Origin of the sequence: Methanomicrobium sp. W14 (genome assembly GCF_017875315.1) — an archaeon.
Classification (GTDB): domain Archaea; phylum Halobacteriota; class Methanomicrobia; order Methanomicrobiales; family Methanomicrobiaceae; genus Methanomicrobium.
The window spans coordinates 157,380-173,025 of sequence record NZ_JAGGMM010000001.1 but is presented as its reverse complement, the minus strand read 5'-3'; the positions used below and the strand labels follow the sequence as shown (position 1 = coordinate 173,025).

The window sequence follows — 15,646 nt, the reverse complement described above, 5'->3', positions numbered from 1 at the left end:
TTTTTTAAAATTTTACTGCCAGAAGCGGTGGGTTTTAATATAATTTCTCTCCGCTTTGAGAATTTCTTTATAAAAATTGTCACCTTTTGCCATTGTCGCAATAATTCTGGATGCTGCATCAGGCCCGACGCCTCTTGCGGCAAATGCGGTTACTGCCGCTTTTCTGCTTGACAGAACGATATTCGCATTTCTCAAAAGACGCACCTCAATCCCCCTCTCCTCCTTCGTCTTCTCTTTTTTTGATACCACTTTTATGTAGTCCTCTTCATACGGTTTTAATGCGGCAATAAGACGGGCACCGCACCTGGGGCATACGATATCCTCCGGGACACGCCCGACTGTTGTTTTGATCTTCCACTTCCGGCAGTTCATACAGAAAAGTATGATATTGTCGTTTTCAAGACGCTTTTTTATGGTTGATATAACGGCCTGCGACATGGATTCGGGAGGTATTACGTCCCTTGAAGATGATATTCCTTCCCTGCCAAGAACGCTTAACGGTGCAATGCAGACGGAAATTTTGCCCGACTGGATAAGGCTCATAATGTACTCTGCCCTTCCGGCGTCCATGTTGACTGTAAAAAGCTCCCTGTATGCTTCTTTTTGTATGACAGTCCCGTCAAAAAGGTCTGTAAGACGATGTATACTTATACGCTCGTAATCTGCATCGGCATCAATCGCCCCAAACTTTTTTGCAACCTGAACAAGCTTCCACTTGTATATGACAGTCCTTTTCAGGGCAAGCTGAAGAATGCCCCTTAAAGTCGAGGGCTCGGTAGTGTTTATAACCTCGAGCACATCAGTTGCCCTGACTTCACCGGGGAGCCTGAAAAGTATCCTGTATGCACCTGTCTCAATTCCTACAGACGTACCGAACCTTGCCGAAAGAAGAACGGATATAACCCTTCCCAAAGCTTCGTTTGCCTTATGTCCTCCGCAGACGTTCATTACGACACCCTCGTCGTAATGCTCAAGCGTGATTAAATTGTCGCACGGGACAGGCGAACCGCTTTTGTCCATCCCGGACAAAAGGTCACGGGCGTACGCAACCGATGCCGGGTCAGTCTTATAACCTTTGAACCTGCGTGTCCGCCTCAGTTTTCCGGCCTCCATTGCTACCTCAAACGGGACCGGGATCTGTTCACCTTCCCATGACGGAAGCTCTCCCTTGACCCTTGATGCAGGCTCCACCTTTATAATTCCGTCCTCTATAGCCAAAACCTGCCATAACTGGCCCTTTGTGATAAAAACGGCACCTGTATACACAAACCCAACCACAAAAGACTCGTCAAGTGTACCGACAAAGCGCCTTGATATGATATCATAGACCTTCACCTTCTTCTCGTCATGTATCATGGAGAGGTTTGAATACAGGTATTTGCGGCTCCTCCCTGTTTTGATGATCATGCCGGAAATGATCCTTATCAGCCTGTGCTCCTCCATCTGGCGGCAGACATCATCAAACACCATGTCCACGTCAAAAAAGCATGCTGACCTTTTTATTATGCCCTTTACCCTTTCAGCACTTATTTCACCGTATTCGACAGCTATTGCCGATATCTGGTTTGCAAGTACGTCTGCGGCGTTTGTTATGAGAGAGAGATTTTCGCAGCCGTTTGAAAGCGCCCTTCTTACTATAACAAGAGATTCGAGCAGGTCGTCAAAACCCGTTGCAAGAATTTTTCCTTTCGAGACCGCATCAAGCCTGTGACCCGCACGTCCGACCCTCTGAAGAAGCCTTGAGACTTCACGCGGAGAGCCAAACTGGACAACCTGGCCTACATGACCTATATCAAGGCCGAGTTCCATCGAGGAAGTGCATATAAGGGCCTTCAGGTCTCCGCGCTTAAACCTGTCCTCAGCCTCTATTCTCACTTCCCGGGAAAGCGACCCGTGATGGACGTCGACATCACCCCTTTCAAAAAGCCTGTGACCGAGGGCTTCGGCGGTGACTCTCGTATTTACAAATACAAGAGTGGAAACATCAGAGTCTATCGACTTTTCAACAGCATCCGACTGGTCTGAAAATGATTCGCCTGCATATTTAACGTCGACAGACAGAAGAGGGGCAACAGGTATATTTACAATTTCGTAAGACCTTTTTCCGCACAGAAATCCTGCAACATCATCCGGGTTCCCCACAGTTGCCGAAAGAGCGATTCTCTGAAATTCTCCCGCGTATTCAACAATCCTTTCAAGAGCAACGGACAACTGCGCTCCCCTTTTGTTGCCGGCGAGCTCGTGGATTTCATCAATTATAACATATTTTACGTTTTTTAAGTGTTCACGAAGCCTTTTTCCAGTAAACATCGCCTGGAGGGTCTCGGGAGTTGTTATAAGAAGGTCCGGAGGTTTTAACGCCTGTTTTCTTCTCTCCGCCTGCTTCGTGTCCCCGTGCCTTACACCTACAGACAGGGAAAGCTCATTTGCCCACCATTCAAGCCTTAAAAGAATATCCCTGTTTAAGGAGCGCAGAGGGGTTATGTATAAAGCCCTGAAGCCTTCACCTTCCTGGTTAAGGAGTTTGTGGAATACAGGAAGCATGGCGCTCTCGGTCTTGCCTGTTCCTGTGGGTGCTATACACAGGGTGTTTTTACCGCTCATTATTGAGGGTATTGCCTCCTCCTGTGTATCCGAAAGCTCGGTAAAGTTTCTCTTCTCAAGAAGAGCCCTTATTCTTTCATCCAGAAGCTCTATCGCACTCATCACGCATCAGTCCCTTCAGGCTGTCTATGTACGTCCCGTCGCTTAAGAAAACCTCGGCGCTGTCCTCGTCGATGCACCTCGAAAGAGGCCCAAGCCCGCTCTTTTTAATCTCCCTTACGTCAATTCCCCCTGCAAGCTCAAAAAATGCGGGTACAAAGAGTACACGTGTTTTTTCGATTTTCTCTTTAATAACCCCTGAAGTTTTTATTCTGACGGATTTAGGGTCTATCCTTGAAAGGACATATGCCGGCTGCGACTTCAGTGAACACCCTACATCGTCGTAAAGACAGAGGACAGGATGCGTATGACCTGTGACAATAAGTTTTCCCAGGAGGTCTTCAGACGGGTACGTATGACCGTGCATATATCCTGTACCGTCAATTACGCTGCCTTCTTTGGGGAGAAGTTCACCTTCTTTAAGGAATTTTTCTATTCCCACGTCATGATTTCCGGGAAGGACCCTGAAATCCGTTTTGGAACGTATCTTCTCAATTATATCAGGAAGCTCCCTGTACTCCTGCCTTGTCGTAACAGGTATCGAGTGCTTGACGTCACCCAAAAGTACCAGCAGGTCGCATTTTGAGACTTCAATGCATTTCATAAGGCGCGACAGCCTGTCCGAACTGTTGCTTTTTATGTGAAGACCATGCCTTGCAAGCCCGGTCTCGGCACCGAAGTGAGTGTCGGCGACGACAAGAACACGGATAGTGTTTTCAATAACAAACGCAGGGCCGAAAGGCAGAAATTCAGGAATCATCATCTCACTCAAATCAGTTTTATATATCCGCCCGGCGGAAGGTACAGCTCACCGTCTTCGACAAGCTTTTCAACACACTTCTGTGCGCTTTCCCCTGAAATTCCCAGTAATTCACATGCCAAATAAAAGTCGTCTGAAAAAATACCCTTTTTCGTGCTGCCTGACCGGATAATCTCTACAATTTTTGCGCAGTCGTGCATGGAGTCATCTTCTTTCAGACCGGATGCATCATTTCCTGTTTTTTCCGTATCAACAAATTTCAGGGCGTTTTCAATAACCGCGATTATTTTTTCCGTGTAGCCGTCATGACATAAACTGTTGCATGTTCCCCTAAACTCTTCAAGACGCTTCAAAGTTGAGTCTGCCGCTGCAAGTATCCACAAATTACGTTCACTTTTTGAGACTTTATTAACCGATTCAGGAAACACCGCAAAACAGGACTCCTTTTTGTCGTAAGCAATAATTCCCAGGACCGAAACATATGACAAAATCCCGGTTTTCAGGAATTTGGAGCAGCAAAATCCCTTGTCCTTTCCGCATTTAACTATAAAAACCCCGGAAGGGTCAGCAACCCGTGCACCGGAGACATAACCTCCGGGGCCCTTTTTTACCTCAGTTAAAACACCCGAAATATATACGGTCTTTACGGGCTGACCTGTCGGTAACAGGATTAAACCGTCATCTTCCTGCTCTAAAAATTCAAGCTCTCCTGCAAAAAATCTCAATACCGGATCCTGGTTCTGCATCATGCAAATTTATACCCGGATGTAACACGCGGGCTTAAAGGCTGTTTGTATTACTGTTCCTGCTGTTTGTTCTAAATGTTTGGTTTCAGGAGGCAAAAATAGTGATCAGTATAAACAAATGAAAAATAAAGAAATAACAACCAGGCAAAAAGATAACTATTCCTGTTAAGCCTTACAGATATGTTACGTAGCAAACAGAATCAGAGGGTAACCTTACCAGAGGACAGACAAGATGGATGGAACCAATACAATATGGATTGAAAAATACCGCCCGAAAACACTGGACGATATTGTAGGTCAAAAGGAGATTGTAGAACGGCTTAAAAATTACGTCGCCTCTAAGAGCCTGCCCCATCTCCTGTTCACCGGAAGCGCCGGAATAGGCAAGACCACCTCTGCCGTTGCACTTGCAAGGGAGTTTTTCGGCGACGACTGGCAGGTGAACTTCAGGGAACTCAATGCATCCGATGAAAGAGGCATTGATGTCGTCAGAAACCAGATAAAACAATTTGCGCGCACAGCTCCCATGGGCGGCGCGACATTCAAAATCCTCTTTCTTGATGAGGCAGACGCGCTCACAAACGACGCGCAGTCAGCCCTCAGGAGAACAATGGAAAATTATGCCCATACATGCAGGTTCATTTTGTCCTGCAACTACTCCTCAAAAATAATTGATCCAATCCAGAGCAGGTGCGCCATATACAGGTTCAGGCCACTCGGAAGGGATGCTGTAACAGAAGAGATAAAAAGAATCTGTGACAATGAAGGCCTGAAAATAACGGAAGAGGCTGTAAGCGCAATAATCTACGTTGCGCAGGGCGACATGAGAAAGGCCATAAACGCCCTTCAGGGAGCAGCAATCATCAGAAATGAAATTTCCGAAGACATGATATACGAGATTACATCAACCGCAAGGCCGGATGAGATTGTCGACCTTCTGCAGATAATACTTGACGGTGATTTTGAAGCTTCAGAGCACAGGCTTAATGAGCTCACAATCAAAAGGGGAATCGCTCCCAACGAACTTATAAACCAGCTTTACAGGGCCCTTATTAACGACAGGACAACAGACAGGGCGCTTAAGGTTGACCTGATAAAAAACCTCGGCGACACAGATTTCAGGATAAGCGAGGGTGCAAACCAGAACATACAGATGGAAGCCCTGATTGCACGCTGCATACAGAGCGCGGATAAATATAAAAACAGCTGAAAAAATGGACGACTTCCCGGACTCACCTGAAAAAGAAGAGATAAAGGCGAATGTCACAGACAAGGCAGGTGACTGGAGTAAATTTTTAAAAAAGCACTACAAGGCGGAATTAGGGGAAATTGCAAGGGAATTTCCGTATAAAAGGTCACTTGTAATAGACTACCAGAAGCTTGAGAAATGGGGAAAAAAAGGTCTCGGTCTTGCAGATGATCTTATCAAAAACCCCGGTAAGGTCCTTTCTGATGTAAAGGACGCGATAAAGCAGAACAACCTTATCTTTACAAAGGATGAGGAAGACAAAGCTGACGACGTCAATGTCAGGTTCATCAGGCTTCCAAAAAAGATTGACGTCAGGGAGATACGTGCGCACCATATTAACTCGTTTCTTTCGGTTGAAGGTATAATAAGAAAGGTCACCGAGGTTCGCCCAAGACTCACTTATGCAGTATTCAGGTGCCTTAACTGCGGAACTCTTACACCACCATATTCGCAGGGGTTCGGAAAGTTCCAGGAGCCCTACAGGAACTGCACGCAGTGCGAACGCCCTACTAAAATGGAGCTTGTCCCCCAGCTTTCAAAATTCATAGACGTGCAGAAGATAAGGATACAGGAGTCGCCGGAGGGTTTAAGGGGCGGTGAGCAACCCGAAACTCTGGACGTGGATGTCCAGGACGACCTCGTTGCAACCGCATCCCCCGGAGACAGGATTGTAATAAACGGGATTTTACGGTCTATCCAGAGAGTCTCATACGGGAACAAAAGCTCACTGTTTGACATATACCTCGAGGCGAATTCCATCGAAGTAGGTGAAAAGGAATTTGAGGAGGTGGCAATATCTGACGAGGACGAGCAGAGCATAATTGAACTTAGCCGTGACCCTGAGGTATACCGCAAGTTTGCACACTCCATCGCACCATCAATATACGGAAACGACGAGGTTAAAGAGGCAATCTCCCTGATTCTTTTTGGGGGAATAATGAAATCCCTTCCTGACGGAAGCCACCTTCGGGGTGACATCCATATGCTCCTTGTCGGTGACCCGGGTATTGCAAAATCGCAGATGTTAAGATATGTCATCAGGCTTTCGCCGAGGGGCATATACACAAGCGGAAAGTCTTCGACGTCCGCAGGTCTTACCGCAACCGCCGTCAAGGACGAGTTCGGAGACGGCAGGTGGACACTTGAGGCCGGTGCGCTTGTGCTTGCCGACATGGGTATTGCCGCAGTGGATGAAATGGACAAGATGAACAAGGACGACAGAAGTTCGCTTCACGAGGCGATGGAGCAGCAGTCCATATCTATCGCAAAGGCAGGCATTACCGCAACTCTGCGCTCCCGCTGCGCCCTTCTCGGGGCTGCAAACCCGAAGATGGGAAGATTCGATGAATACGCACCGATAGCCGAGCAGATAAACATGCCCCCTTCGCTTCTGTCGCGTTTCGACCTGATATTTGTCATGAGGGACAAACCTAACGACGTTCTTGACAGGGCAATCGGTGAGCATATATTAAAGGCTCACGAGGTCGGAGAGCTCATTGAGCACAACAAAAAGAACCCCGACGAGTGGATAGACGAAGACTACATTGAGCAGAAACTTGCTCCAGTTCTTCCTGAAATAGAACCTTCTTTATTCAGGAAATACATTGCATACTCAAAAAGAAACTGCTTCCCGCTCTTAAAACCCGAGGCAAAGGAGAAGCTGATATCATACTACCTGAGTTTAAGAGAACTCGCATCAGACAACAGCAAGCCTGTCCCGGTTACGGCAAGGCAGCTTGAAGCCCTTGTAAGACTTGCCGAGGCGAGCGCAAGGGTCAGGCTCAGCCAGAACATCGAAGAGGCCGACGCTGAGCGTGTCATAAGAATAGTCGACAGGTGCTTAAGGGATGTCGCATACGACCCCGAAACCGAGAGCTTTGACATAGACAAACTTGTGACCGGAATTCCAAAACAGAGAAGGGATATCATAAGGGAAATCAAGGACGCCGTGAAGTCACACGCGGATGAAAACGGATACGCCCAGATTGAAGAAATTGTACAGGCTCTTATACAGAAAGGCCATGAAAAAGACGACATCAGGAAGAGAATCGATGATCTCTTAAGAACTGGGGAAGCTATGGAGCCGAGACACGGGCTAATAAAGCTGATATGATTAAAATTGAAAAGTGAAAACCAAATACCCCGCAAAAACCTTTTTTATACTATTTTTATCTCCATTAAACCGCAATGCCAAATAAAATAACACCCTGGCGCCTACATTTATGCATGGACAGCAAGGCAAAGGCGGCTTTTGAAGCGGGGATTAAACTCGGTGCACTCTATCACCAGTGGGTTGGGACCCCGATATCCCCGAATACCGCAACTACTGTTGAAAAGGCTATAGAGGAGGCTGTAGGGCTTCAGCCTTTTGTCGAGGACATAACGGTCAGAATACACACCGAATACATGGTCTTAAACTCCTTCGGGTACAGTGAACTTGCAGGAAAAATGTTCGACGTCAAAATAAAGACAAAAGTTGAGGATTCAGTCTGTGTCGCCGGGCTTAAGCTCGAAGACGAATATCCCATGATGAAAATTCTTGAACTGAAATGATGCCAGAAGACCTCCCTGTAACAGACGACCATACCCACATAGACATCATAAACGGGAGGGGGATGGAAGCCGCAAAGGACTTTAAGCGTGCAGGAGGAACGCATATATTTCTTGTGACACTCCCCACGTGGACATTCGGCATAACTCCCGCAAGCGGAGAGGACTTCAGGAAAATCTTTGATCTGAACCTGAAAACCGCCGGGATGGTAAAAGACGAGGGAATCTGCGCATTTCCCATCATGGGCGTCCACCCGGCAGAGCTTACAAAACTTGCCGGAAAAATTTCCCTTTCACGTGCAGAGGAGATATTAAAAGAAGGACTGGACCTTGCAGCAGAATATGTCGTAGACGAAAGGGCTGTCGCGCTGAAAAGCGGAAGACCTCACTACCCCGTGCCTGAGGATATATGGGAAGCCTCAAACAGGATACTTGAACACGCCCTTGAACTTGCAAAGGACTGCGACTGTGCTCTCCAGATTCACGCCGAGACAGGCCCCTGCACTGATGTATGCGGGACTGCAAAAAAAATGGGTATTCAGCCTTTCAGGGTCGTTAAGCACTACGCGACTCCAGATACGCCCCTTACACCGTCGATGATCGCGAAAGATGAAAACATTGGAAAACTTGCCGCGGAAAAACGCTTATTTACTATGGAAAGCGACCACATGGACGACCCATCCCGCCCCGGTTCGGTCCTTGGCCCCAAATCAGTTCCGAGATTTACACGCAGGCTCCTTTCCTCGGGCGCAATAACAGAGGAGGACGCCTTCAGAATCCACAAGGACACTCCTGAAAAAGTGTACGGGACAGACATTGTTTTGTGATTCTGCAGCATCAGTATTATCTGCCAAAAACAAAACTATAGGGTTATGCATCTGAAGGTATACAGGATAGACGGGACAAAAAAACTCGTTGCAGCATGCGACCGAGAACTTATAAACACAACAATAAAAGACAGCGATATTGAAATAACGATATCAGACAAATTCTACGGTACACAGACTGCAACAGAAGAAGAGCTTGCGGAAGCCCTGAAAGACGCGGACAACGCCAACCTTATGGGAAAAAAAGTGATTGAGGCTGCTGAAAAATGCGGCGCTATACAAAAGGAGGACTGCATTTACATAAACGGAATTCCGCACGTGCAGATCCTCTGAAAAAATCTGATGATTATGGATATAAAACAAAATATATGCCCAAAATGCGGAGGTCCGAGCGAAGGGGGCCTGTGCAGCAGTTGCAGGGCGGCAGAACTTGAATGGATAACATGCGACGACAGGGTTTTATGCACGCACTGCCCGACCTGCGGGTCATTAAAACAGCAGAACACATGGACTGACTGTAAACTCGAAAAGGACAAACTTATAGATGAGGTGGCGCTAAGCGCCGTCCACATCCATGAAGATGTACGATCACTCAGCGTCTCACTGGAAACCAGGGATATCAGCCCGAACAGGACATCTGTAAACGTAGGAGTTAAGGCCAAATTATACGGTGTCCCTGTAGAGCATAAATGCAGGGTTCTTATAGTCTGGTCAAAGGAGCAGTGCGACAGGTGCAGCAGGCTCTCCGGCGGATATTACGAAGGGACAATACAGCTAAGAGCTGACGGAAGAAAACCCGACGATTATGAAAAGGACAGGGCAAACGCGATAGCTCACAGCGCCGAGGACGGGCTCCAGGAAACAGGAGAGCGCCTTTCGTTCATAACCGAAACCAGGGAGACAAAAGACGGGCTGGACATCATAATTTCAAGCCATAATATAGGAGATATAATCTCCAGAAACATTGTAAAAGAGCTCGGCGGTAAAGTAACCCGGCACCCGAAGCTCGTGGGTGAAAAGAAGGGGATACCTGTATACAGGATAACATACCTTGTAAGGCTTCCAAAATACCAGAAAGGTGACGTTTTCGAGGAAAACGGCAGTTATTACGAGATTCGGGGAACTGACTCCGGCGGCGTAAAGTACTTCGACCTGCAGGACTCAAGCACAAAGACCACAAGAAACGAGCCTTGTGGAAGACTAATCGGAAACGTTAAGGACTCTGAATTTGCATTTGTAAACTATACGGAAGGGAACACCGCAGGCATTCTTGACCCGAAAACTTTTGAAAACAAAGAGTGCCTGACTTACCCGTGGCTTGAAATAAAGGAAGGCAGTACAATCCGGTTTTTGAGAGATTACGATAATGAAAGAATAATTTTTGTCGGCTGAAAACAGGTGAACGAAATTGCGCTCCCGCATTATCCCCACAGAAAACCTTGGTAAAATCAAAGGCCAACCGTGGGTTGACAGGACAAGACGCCCCTTTGTAAAGGAGAGTCTGGCCTGGGTTCCGGTAAAAAAAGGTTATGCAGCTGACTGTATCCTTGATGAAAAAAAGGGGTACTGCGGGACAGGGTACCAGATGACTGGCGACACCGCCCTGATACACGGTGACGCCCCGTCAGAGGAGAAAATAAAAGAACTTATCGAGTGGAAAAAACCTTCCTGCATTCTTCATATCATAAATTACTCCGGTGAAATGAGAATTCCGCAGGCCGAAGTTTTGTATGGCAGCCCTCATGAAGTCTGTCACAGGGAAAACGGGTGCACTTTCTTTTTTGACCCCTCCAAAGTCATGTTTGCAATGGGAAACAGGGAAGAAAAAAGAAGGATGTCAGGGATTGTAAAAAAGGGAGAGCGCATCGCAGACATGTTCGCAGGAATAGGGTACTTCACAATACCTGCCGCAATGGCAGGGGCACGTGTTCATGCAATGGAAATAAACCCGCAGTCTTTTGAATACCTGAAGAAAAACATTATAAAAAACGGGGTACCTGATACGGTTTTTCCCGAGTGCGGGGACTGCAGAAAACTTCTTAAAGGCACCTACGACAGGATATTTATGGGACATTTCGACTCACCCTCAATGCTTGCAGACGCTCTGTCGCATTCCGAGACCGGTTCTGTCCTGCATGTCCACAGCATAGACTCTGTCCGTGAAAAGATTATTTTGGAATGTAAAAATGCCGGATTTTATGCCGAAATAACCGAACATAAAGTAAAAAAATATGCTCCGCACAGGTGGCATGTCGTGGAGGACGTTGAACTGATATGAAAGACTTTATGCAGACACTGGAAGGTAAAACGGTTGTACTTGCGGTAACGGGAAGCATAGCTGCCGTAGAGGACATAAAGCTTGCAAGGGCACTGCGAAGGAAAGGTGTAGTCGTCCAGGGTGTTATGAGTGAGGCTGCATGCGGGATAATCAGCCCCGATTCACTTACATATGCCTGCGGCAGATCCGCAGTAACTAAGATTACCGGAATGGTTGAGCATGTGGCTTTCTGCGGAATAAACGGGATTGCTGACGTCCTTTTAATCGCTCCTGCAACTGCCAATACAATATGCAAAATCGCCGCCGGAATCGATGATACCCCTGTGACAACATTTGCGACGACTGCAATCGGCAGAGGTATGCCTGTTGTAATCGCCCCCGCAATGCATGAGAGCATGTACCGCCACCCTGCGGTTTCGGACAGCATCAAAAAACTCAAAAGTTGGGGCATTGTTTTTGTTGACCCGTATATTTCCGAAAACAAGGCGAAGTTCGCGTCAAACGAAGAAATTATTCTTGCAGTAGAGAGAGAGGCAGGAGATAAACCTCTTTCGGGCAGAAAAGTTCTGGTTACAGCAGGTCCCTGCCGTGAAAAACTTGACGACGTCAGGGTCCTCACGACAAGGTCTTCAGGAAGGATTGGAGCTGAAATTTCACTTGAGGCGTACAGGCTCGGGGCTGACGTGACAATCATTCACAGCACGAAAAAGTTGCCTCTTGTAAGAAATATTGCAACAGAAACTGCCGGAGAAATGAGAGAAGCGACATTAAAAACCTTAAAGGAAAGCGATTTTGACTATTATATCAGCGCTGCCGCGATATCTGATTATAAACCTGAGGTCTACGACGGCAAAATCCCAAGCCAAAAGGATGTCTTGGTGAAGCTCACGCCGCTTCCGAAAATTCTTGATGAAGTCCTTGAGACATTCAGGGGGAAAGTAGTTTCCTTCAAACTTGGCAGGGATTCGGGAAAATTGGCTGAAGGTATGCTGGAAAAAGGCGTTTTTCTGGTCGCATCAAATATGCCCGAGACAATGGGAGCTGAATCCGGGACTTATATCCTGCACAAAAAAAATTCAGCAAGAACCGTATCAGGCAGTAAAGAGGAGGTAGCAAAGAATATATGGACGGAGCTTATTTAGCGTTCTGTCCGGGCCATATCTCCGGCTGGTTCAAAAGTACCGAAAGTCCAAACGGAGAAAAGGGAAGCGTCGGCGGAGGCATTATAATCAGTGAAGGCGTCTTTTCCGAGGCGGCTATGTCTGACGAAATTAAAGTCAGGGTCTGCCGCGTTGACAGGACAGGAAACATAATATCCACCGAGTACGGGTCCAGGCCTATAGAATATGCTCTTTCAAAGCTTGGAATAACTGCCGAAATTACAACCAAGACCATACTCCCTATAGGCGCAGGCTTTGGCCTCAGCGCAGCGTCACTTCTGTCATCCATAAAGGCTACGAGCGGGCTTTACGGGCTTTCAGTAAAAGACCGTGATATAGGTCTTCTTGCAAATGAGACCGAAGTTAAGTTCAGCTCAGGCCTTGGTGACGTTGCAGCCTGCATGGGCGGAGGATATATCTGCAGAAAAAGCCCGGGAATCAACGGTGAAATAATACGAAAATACGATATGGACAAGACAATCTCAGCCCTGAGTTTCGGCCCGCTCCCAACAAATAAAGTCCTTAAAAACAAAACAGTAATGGAGAATATCTCAAAAGCATTCTCAGATGAATGCCCGGAAAATCCTGATGATTTTTTCAGGATTGCAAGAAATTTCGCTGAAAATTCGGGTCTTATATCTGACAGAATAAGAGAAGTGTTCAATGAGTGCGACCTGAGAAACATCCCCGTTGCGATGACGATGCTTGGCGAAGGCGTGTTTGCATATGGTGAAAAGGCACCCGGAATTTTATCAAGATTCGGCGAAGTTTATATGATGAAGATGTCAGGGACAGGATTTGCGTTCAGAAACAGTAGGGAATGAACATGATACCAAAGGATCACCCGCGCTATGCCTCACTTGTGAGAAGAGAAAAAATTGCAGAGGCCGCAAAGAAGGGCACCGTTGCAATGGAGGGAGTAGGCTCTCACGGAAGAGGAGAGGCTTTTGACTACCTTATCGGAGAAAAAACAACAAAAAGCGCTCTGACTGCAGAGAAAACCGCGGCAGCCCTGTTTTTAAAGGCAGAGAGACCTGTGATATCAGTCAACGGAAATACGGCGGCTCTTGCGGCAGACCTTATAAGAGACCTGCAGAAAGCGACTAATGCGGCAGTTGAAGTGAACCTGTTTCACAGGACTGAGGAGAGAATCAAAAATATAACGAAACTTATGGAGGACAGTGGTGTTGTTGTCGTAAAAGATGAGGTTTCCCGTCTTCTTCCGCTTTCGCATGACAGGGCTTTATGCACGCGTGAAGGAATTTATTCTGCTGATGTCATCCTCGTTCCCCTTGAAGACGGAGACAGGTGCGAAGCACTTGTAAAGATGGGGAAAACTGTAATAACCATCGACCTAAACCCGCTCTCAAGAACGGCAAAGAACGCAAGCCTCACAATTGTCGACGAACTGACAAGGGCCCTTCCGAATATTACGAATGCTGCAAAGACCCTCAGGGAAGACGAAGCCAAAGAGCTTATTTCCGGCTGCAACAACAAAAAAACGTTGGATGATGCGATAAAAGAAATTATGGAGAACCTCTCGGATGCTGTGGATAGAGAAATACAGACCTGATAATTTTGATGATATCTGTGGTCAGGACAAAGTCAAAGAGCATCTAAAAGGTTTTTCAGAAAACCGCAATATTCCTCATATGCTTTTTTTCGGCCCCCATGGAACCGGAAAAAGCGTTTCTGTTGAGGCTGTTGGAAAAGAGGTCTTCGGCGACGACTACTCTGTAAACGTAAGTGTAATCCCCGCAGGGACGCTTTTCAGGCAGGGTAAGGCATGGCTTGAAAACGAGGAGAAATTTTCCCATTTATACCAGAAAGAAGAGAGCCTGATTTCAAATTTCAAGCACATTGTAAAGTGGTACGCCTCAATGAAGCCTTTCAACGCCGAATTCAAAATAGTCGTCTTCGAGGATGCAGGGGAACTTTCCTTTGACGCACAGGCAGCTCTCAGGCGTATTATGGAGAAATACAGCAAAACATGCAGGTTTGTCCTCGTGTCAAGACAACAGACCGCAATAATCCCACCTGTTGCATCGAGGTGCCTGCCCCTTTTCTTCTCACCGCTTGACACTGAGCTTATATCAGACCTTCTTAAAAAAATACTCGAAAAAGAAGGCATTCTCCCGGGAACGGTAACTGACGACGAAATCGAATTGATTGCAGGAATTTCAAACGGAGACTGTAGAAAGGCGATAACATACCTTCAGGTGAGCATAGAAAGCGGAGGAGACATTGACCCTACAGAACTCTCAGACTCTGAAACGTCTGCAATATCGTCATCGCTTTTCTCGTCCCTGCAAAGAAAAGACTTCAAAAAATCCTGCGAAACAGCCGAGATGCTTATGATAGAATACGGGCTCTCAGGAAAAGAGGTAATACAGGAGCTCTCAAATGCTGCAAAACGTGAATACAACGACAAACGGATTGCAATAGCACTTTCGGACGCCGATTACATGATGTGCAGTGCAGGAAATGAATTCATACAAATCAACGCTCTTCTTTCAAGAATTATCGCGGAGGTATTCAACTGACTAAAGTATCGGCCCATTATGACCTGATGGCGGAAAATTACGACAGCCATTACGACAAAAACCAGGGCAGAATTTACTACGGGCATATATGTTCAAGCGTATCGAAAAAACTCCCCAAAGGTGCAAAACTCCTGGACCTGGGGTGCGGGACAGGTCTTTTCATGCAGAGGTACCTTAAATCCGGCGGTGTTGCATTTGGGATAGACATAAGCAGAGGAATGATAAAAAAAGCAAAGTGCAGGAACAACTCAGAGGTCTTTGAAGGGACAGCAGAAGTCCTTCCATTCAAAAGCGAAACCTTTGACTGCATATCCAGCATTCTTGCTTTTTCATACCTCCAGGACCCTGCAGGGACACTTGAGGAGATTTTCCGTGTTTTAAAGCCGGGAGGTGCTGTTTCAATATGCACTCTCGGGAAAAATGTCTTTACGGCGATTGTGCCGGCAGCCTACAGGATAGGTGAGAAACTTCATGTCAACCGGGTAGGCATGGGAAGTTTCGGCGAGCACTATTACAAGGAGCATGAACTGTATGACATCTTCTTTAGTGCTGGATTTACAGACATTTCCGTCGAAAGGTGCTCTTTTGCCCACGTGGACTTAAAACCGCAGATATACCAGATTACAAAAAAATTTGAGCCGTTTGTAGAGGAAAAAATACCGTACTTTGCCTTCAACATATGCGCATCGGGAATAAAACCTAAAAAATAGTCTTATTTTTTTATTTTTGGTTTTCATAATTATTTTGTTTTATTTTTTAAGAATTTATTTAGGAATACTCTTTAATTTCCTTTTTCCGGTTCTTCTAATCCCTTAAAATACTGAGATAGG

The 15,646-nt window shown here is 46.5% G+C and carries 15 protein-coding genes; 12 read left to right on the top strand and 3 right to left on the bottom strand.

Annotation, left to right across the window (positions count from 1 at the left end):
• Window positions 1-12: 12 nt before the first annotated feature.
• Genes J2128_RS00855 through J2128_RS00845 form a run of 3 tightly spaced genes read right to left on the bottom strand, consistent with a single transcriptional unit; the run spans window position 13 to window position 4,212 of the window.
• Window positions 13-2,706, bottom strand: a complete 2,694-nt coding sequence (locus J2128_RS00855; protein WP_209688889.1) for a DEAD/DEAH box helicase — start codon at window positions 2,704-2,706, stop codon at window positions 13-15.
• Entirely contained in the window at window positions 2,681-3,466 is a 786-nt protein-coding gene (locus tag J2128_RS00850; RefSeq protein ID WP_348632362.1) for a metallophosphoesterase, read from the bottom strand. The genes J2128_RS00855 and J2128_RS00850 overlap by 26 nt, the downstream gene beginning before the upstream one ends.
• 5 nt (window positions 3,467-3,471) lie before the next feature.
• A complete protein-coding gene (locus J2128_RS00845; protein WP_209688888.1) occupies window positions 3,472-4,212 on the bottom strand; it encodes a hypothetical protein in 741 nt (246 codons plus the stop codon).
• Window positions 4,213-4,441: 229 nt separating this feature from the next.
• Between J2128_RS00845 and J2128_RS00840 the strand changes: the two genes are divergently transcribed.
• From J2128_RS00840 to J2128_RS00785, 12 genes are all read left to right on the top strand, one after another.
• The gene (locus J2128_RS00840) at window positions 4,442-5,419 is read left to right on the top strand and encodes a replication factor C small subunit (RefSeq protein ID WP_209688887.1); all 978 of its coding nucleotides are present in this window, start codon (window positions 4,442-4,444) and stop codon (window positions 5,417-5,419) included.
• A 4-nt stretch (window positions 5,420-5,423) separates the two neighbouring features.
• Entirely contained in the window at window positions 5,424-7,571 is a 2,148-nt protein-coding gene (locus J2128_RS00835; protein ID WP_209688886.1) for a minichromosome maintenance protein MCM, read from the top strand.
• 113 nt (window positions 7,572-7,684) lie between these two features.
• Window positions 7,685-8,011: a dihydroneopterin aldolase family protein gene (locus J2128_RS00830; RefSeq protein ID WP_209688885.1), complete on the top strand. Its 327-nt coding sequence runs from the start codon at window positions 7,685-7,687 to the stop codon at window positions 8,009-8,011.
• Entirely contained in the window at window positions 8,008-8,835 is an 828-nt protein-coding gene (locus J2128_RS00825) for a TatD family hydrolase (protein WP_209688884.1), read from the top strand. The genes J2128_RS00830 and J2128_RS00825 overlap by 4 nt, the downstream gene beginning before the upstream one ends.
• 45 nt (window positions 8,836-8,880) lie before the next feature.
• Window positions 8,881-9,168: a DUF424 domain-containing protein gene (locus J2128_RS00820; RefSeq protein ID WP_209688883.1), complete on the top strand. Its 288-nt coding sequence runs from the start codon at window positions 8,881-8,883 to the stop codon at window positions 9,166-9,168.
• Window positions 9,169-9,183: 15 nt separating this feature from the next.
• Window positions 9,184-10,227 carry a 60S ribosomal export protein NMD3 gene (locus J2128_RS00815; protein ID WP_209688882.1) on the top strand — a complete coding sequence of 348 codons (1,044 nt, stop codon included), beginning with the start codon at window positions 9,184-9,186 and terminating at the stop codon, window positions 10,225-10,227.
• A 16-nt stretch (window positions 10,228-10,243) separates the two neighbouring features.
• Complete coding sequence (locus J2128_RS00810) at window positions 10,244-11,113, top strand: class I SAM-dependent methyltransferase family protein (RefSeq protein ID WP_209688881.1); 870 nt, start codon at window positions 10,244-10,246, stop codon at window positions 11,111-11,113.
• Window positions 11,110-12,255: a bifunctional phosphopantothenoylcysteine decarboxylase/phosphopantothenate--cysteine ligase CoaBC gene (coaBC, locus tag J2128_RS00805; RefSeq protein ID WP_245323242.1), complete on the top strand. Its 1,146-nt coding sequence runs from the start codon at window positions 11,110-11,112 to the stop codon at window positions 12,253-12,255. Before J2128_RS00810 ends, coaBC begins: the two co-directional genes overlap by 4 nt.
• Window positions 12,237-13,097: a pantoate kinase gene (locus J2128_RS00800; RefSeq protein ID WP_209688880.1), complete on the top strand. Its 861-nt coding sequence runs from the start codon at window positions 12,237-12,239 to the stop codon at window positions 13,095-13,097. The genes coaBC and J2128_RS00800 overlap by 19 nt, the downstream gene beginning before the upstream one ends.
• A gap of 2 nt (window positions 13,098-13,099) precedes the next feature.
• Complete coding sequence (locus tag J2128_RS00795) at window positions 13,100-13,846, top strand: 4-phosphopantoate--beta-alanine ligase (protein WP_209688879.1); 747 nt, start codon at window positions 13,100-13,102, stop codon at window positions 13,844-13,846.
• Window positions 13,818-14,816 carry an AAA family ATPase gene (locus J2128_RS00790; protein WP_209688878.1) on the top strand — a complete coding sequence of 333 codons (999 nt, stop codon included), beginning with the start codon at window positions 13,818-13,820 and terminating at the stop codon, window positions 14,814-14,816. The genes J2128_RS00795 and J2128_RS00790 overlap by 29 nt, the downstream gene beginning before the upstream one ends.
• Window positions 14,762-15,526 (top strand): class I SAM-dependent methyltransferase, encoded by a 765-nt coding sequence (locus J2128_RS00785; protein ID WP_348632361.1) that lies wholly within the window; start codon window positions 14,762-14,764, stop codon window positions 15,524-15,526. The genes J2128_RS00790 and J2128_RS00785 overlap by 55 nt, the downstream gene beginning before the upstream one ends.
• Window positions 15,527-15,646: the final 120 nt, after the last annotated feature.

Coding starts and splice junctions, on each gene's coding strand:
- J2128_RS00855 (WP_209688889.1), bottom strand. CDS start 2,706: ATGAGTGCGATAGAGCTTCTGGATGAAAGAATAAGGGCTCTTCTTGAG.
- J2128_RS00850 (WP_348632362.1), bottom strand. CDS start 3,466: ATGATGATTCCTGAATTTCTGCCTTTCGGCCCTGCGTTTGTTATTGAA.
- J2128_RS00845 (WP_209688888.1), bottom strand. CDS start 4,212: ATGATGCAGAACCAGGATCCGGTATTGAGATTTTTTGCAGGAGAGCTT.
- J2128_RS00840 (WP_209688887.1), top strand. CDS start 4,442: ATGGATGGAACCAATACAATATGGATTGAAAAATACCGCCCGAAAACA.
- J2128_RS00835 (WP_209688886.1), top strand. CDS start 5,424: ATGGACGACTTCCCGGACTCACCTGAAAAAGAAGAGATAAAGGCGAAT.
- J2128_RS00830 (WP_209688885.1), top strand. CDS start 7,685: ATGGACAGCAAGGCAAAGGCGGCTTTTGAAGCGGGGATTAAACTCGGT.
- J2128_RS00825 (WP_209688884.1), top strand. CDS start 8,008: ATGATGCCAGAAGACCTCCCTGTAACAGACGACCATACCCACATAGAC.
- J2128_RS00820 (WP_209688883.1), top strand. CDS start 8,881: ATGCATCTGAAGGTATACAGGATAGACGGGACAAAAAAACTCGTTGCA.
- J2128_RS00815 (WP_209688882.1), top strand. CDS start 9,184: ATGGATATAAAACAAAATATATGCCCAAAATGCGGAGGTCCGAGCGAA.
- coaBC (WP_245323242.1), top strand. CDS start 11,110: ATGAAAGACTTTATGCAGACACTGGAAGGTAAAACGGTTGTACTTGCG.
- J2128_RS00800 (WP_209688880.1), top strand. CDS start 12,237: ATGGACGGAGCTTATTTAGCGTTCTGTCCGGGCCATATCTCCGGCTGG.
- J2128_RS00795 (WP_209688879.1), top strand. CDS start 13,100: ATGATACCAAAGGATCACCCGCGCTATGCCTCACTTGTGAGAAGAGAA.
- J2128_RS00790 (WP_209688878.1), top strand. CDS start 13,818: ATGCTGTGGATAGAGAAATACAGACCTGATAATTTTGATGATATCTGT.